Here is a 3016-nt window from a genome sequence, read left to right on the forward strand (position 1 = left end):
GTTCTCGATGAGCGTGGCGGCGGCGGCACGGCGCGCAGCACGGCGGCGGCGGCACGGCGCGCAGCACGGCGGCGGCACGGCGCGCAGCACGGCGGCGCGGCGCCCGGCACGGCCGCCAGAGTGGGGGCAACAGTGCGCGCGGCGACGTCTCGCGTTCAGGTGAGGGACAATAGGGGGGTGAGCGACGAGACCCCTGCGCCAGACTCCGGCACCGAGCAGGTCACGGTGCGCCGTGCCCCCAAAATCTCCGTCTTCCTGGTCGTGGGCGGCGGAGTCGGCGCGATTGTGACCTTCATCCTCACGTCCCTGTTCCCGGTCGACCCTCTCGTCGGATTCGGTCCACTGTTCGCCTATTTTGCACTGTTTGGAGTCACCGGTGGGGTGCTGCTCGGCGCACTCCTCGCCCTCGTGATTGATCGTCGCTCCCGGAAGCGCGCGCGGCCAGCGGAGGCAGAATTCGTCACCGAGAAGCGGCCCGAAGAACCTACGCGCTAGCTGAGCTGCGTGCGCTCGACCCAGTCGAGGTACTCGGGTGAGACGGTGCCGGTCACGTAGTCGCCGGTGAAGCAGCTCATCTCGAGCGCGGCGATATCCGAGCCCTCGATGATGGCGGCTTGCATGTTGGCGACTTCCTGGTAGATGAGGTAGTCGCTGCCGAGTTCGGTGTTGATCTCCGGGATCTTGCGGCCGTGCCCGACGAGCTCCTGCCGCGACGGCATGTTGATTCCGTACACGTGAGGGAAGCGCACCGGAGGCGCGGCAGAGGTGAACGTGACCTTATTGGCGCCGGCCTCGCGTGCCATCTGCACGATCTCTTTAGAGGTCGTGCCACGCACGATCGAGTCATCCACGATCAGGATGTTCTTGCCCCTGAACTCGCTACCCATCGCGTTCAGCTTTTGTTTGACGCTCTTCTTGCGCTCGGCCTGGCCCGGCATGATGAAGGTGCGGCCGACGTAGCGATTCTTGTAGAAGCCCTCGCGATATTCGACGCCGAGCTTCTGGGCGACCTGCATGGCGGCCGGCCTCGACGAATCCGGGATCGGCATGACGACATCGATGTCGCCCATAGGGGTGTAGCGGGCGATCGTGTCAGCGAGCCGGTCACCGAGGCGCAGCCGGGCCTCATACACCGAGATGCCATTCATGATCGAGTCGGGTCGAGCCAGGTATACATACTCGAACGAGCATGGAATGAGTTGCGGGGTGGTTGCACACTGTTTGCTCGTCATCTCACCGTCGGGCGCGATGAACACGGCCTCGCCGGGAGCGATATCCCGCACGAATTCATAGCCGGCACTTTCGAGCACCAGGGATTCGGATGCCACGATCCACTCATCCCCAACGAAGCCCGTCTGGCGCCGCCCCAGTACCAGCGGCCTGATGCCGAACGGGTCGCGGAACGCCAGCATCCCGTGCCCCGCGATCAACGCGATGGCCGCATAGGAACCCTCCACCCGTTCGTGCACACGGGAGATGGCGTTGAACACCTGGTCAGGATCGAGGTCGGTGCCGCTGACCTGAGACTGCAGTTCGTTGGCGAGCACATTGACCAACAGTTCGGTGTCGCTCGAGGTGTTCAGATGGCGGCGGTCGATGTGAAAGAGCTCTTCGGTCAGCTCACGTGTATTGGTGAGGTTGCCATTGTGAATGAGCGTGATGCCGTAGGGGGCATTGACGTAGAACGGCTGCGCCTCCTGCTCGTCGGCGGCGTTGCCTTTGGTCGCGTAGCGCACGTGACCGAGGCCCATGTTGCCGGGCAGGTTGCGCATGTCTCGCGTGCGGTATGCCTCGCGCACCTGGCCGCGCGCCTTCTGCATGTGCAGGGTGCTGCCCTCAGCCGTGGCGATTCCCGTGGAATCCTGGCCGCGGTGCTGCAGCAGCAGCAGTGCGTCGTAGACCTGCTGGTTGACCGGCTGGGATGAGACGATTCCGACGATGCCGCACATGCTGTCGCGAGGCTCCCTGATGCTCGGAGGGCGCGTACTCAAGCCGAGTACGCCCCATCCTCGCACACTGTCGCCGATCATCACTTGGGATGAATGCTCAGCTAATAGCTGGCGCGAAGTGGATGCCCGATCTAGCGTTGCGAGAATGGAGAACTTGTTCAGACGTACCGCACGTGCGGTGCTCGCGCACTCACACCGGATCCCGGTCGCGGGAGCCGCCGTCTATCTCGTGCTCTGGATCGTGGCCGAAGCGGGGCGCTCGCCGCAGGACGAGAAGAACGTCGTATTCGCCCTCTTCGCCATCGCGATAGCCGCATCCGGATTCGTGCCGATGGCATCCCTCGCCCTCCTCGCGACCACACTGTCATTTGTCGCCGAGATGGGCGGTGAGACGTCGCCTGCTCGTCGACAGGAGACCATTGACGCGCTGAGTCCGCGCGAGCGCGAAGTGTTCATTTTGGTAGCCCGCGGTATGTCGAACGCGGAGATCGCGGCCGCCGCCTATGTCAGCGAGGCAACGGTGAAAACGCATGTCGCGGCAATCCTGCGCAAGCTCGATCTGCGGAGCCGCGTTCAGGTCGTCGTGTTCGCTCATCAGCACGATCTTGTCGTGATCTGACCCCCGCGCGCCGCTACGCTGGAGCCGTGACCGACGACTTTACCTCCAGCTACGCCGCAGCCGGGGTCGATACCGCCGCCGGCGACCTGGCAGTCGAGCTCATGAAGTCGGCCGTGTCGGCGACGCACGGGCCCAACGTCTTCGGCGGCGTCGGAGGCTTTGCGGGCCTCTTTGACGTCTCGTTCCTGAAGAACTTCAAGCGTCCCCTACTCGCGACCTCGACTGACGGTGTCGGCACGAAAGTCGCGATCGCGCAGGCTCTTGATAAGCACGACACCATCGGCCAGGATCTCGTTGGAATGGTTGTCGACGACATCATCGTGGTGGGGGCAACACCACTGTTCATGACGGACTACATCGCCTGCGGTCGCGTGGTTCCCTCAAGGATCGCCGAGATCGTGGCGGGCATTGCGCAGGCATGCTCGGCGACCGGGACGGCACTGGTCGG

The 3016-nt window shown here is 64.3% G+C and carries 2 protein-coding genes and 2 pseudogenes; 3 read left to right on the top strand and 1 reads right to left on the bottom strand.

Annotated features, from left to right (window positions below; all coding sequences use genetic code 11):
* Positions 1-495, top strand: a pseudogene (locus tag RMN95_RS02945) (hypothetical protein); the annotation flags it as partial.
* On the opposite strand, the gene purF reads toward RMN95_RS02945, so the two are convergent.
* Positions 492-1949, bottom strand: a complete 1458-nt coding sequence (gene purF, locus RMN95_RS02950) for an amidophosphoribosyltransferase (protein WP_309615470.1) — start codon at positions 1947-1949, stop codon at positions 492-494. The pseudogene RMN95_RS02945 and the gene purF sit on opposite strands and share 4 nt — an antisense overlap.
* A 424-nt stretch (positions 1950-2373) precedes the next feature.
* On the opposite strand from purF, the pseudogene RMN95_RS02955 reads away from it, so the two are divergent.
* Positions 2374-2568 (top strand): annotated as a pseudogene (locus RMN95_RS02955) (response regulator transcription factor); the annotation flags it as partial.
* 26 nt (positions 2569-2594) lie between these two features.
* On the top strand, positions 2595-3016 hold a 422-nt coding region (locus RMN95_RS02960; RefSeq protein WP_309615471.1), incomplete at its 3' end, for an AIR synthase related protein.

The sequence above is a fragment of the Salinibacterium sp. genome (genome assembly GCF_031364185.1).
Classification (GTDB): domain Bacteria; phylum Actinomycetota; class Actinomycetes; order Actinomycetales; family Microbacteriaceae; genus Rhodoglobus.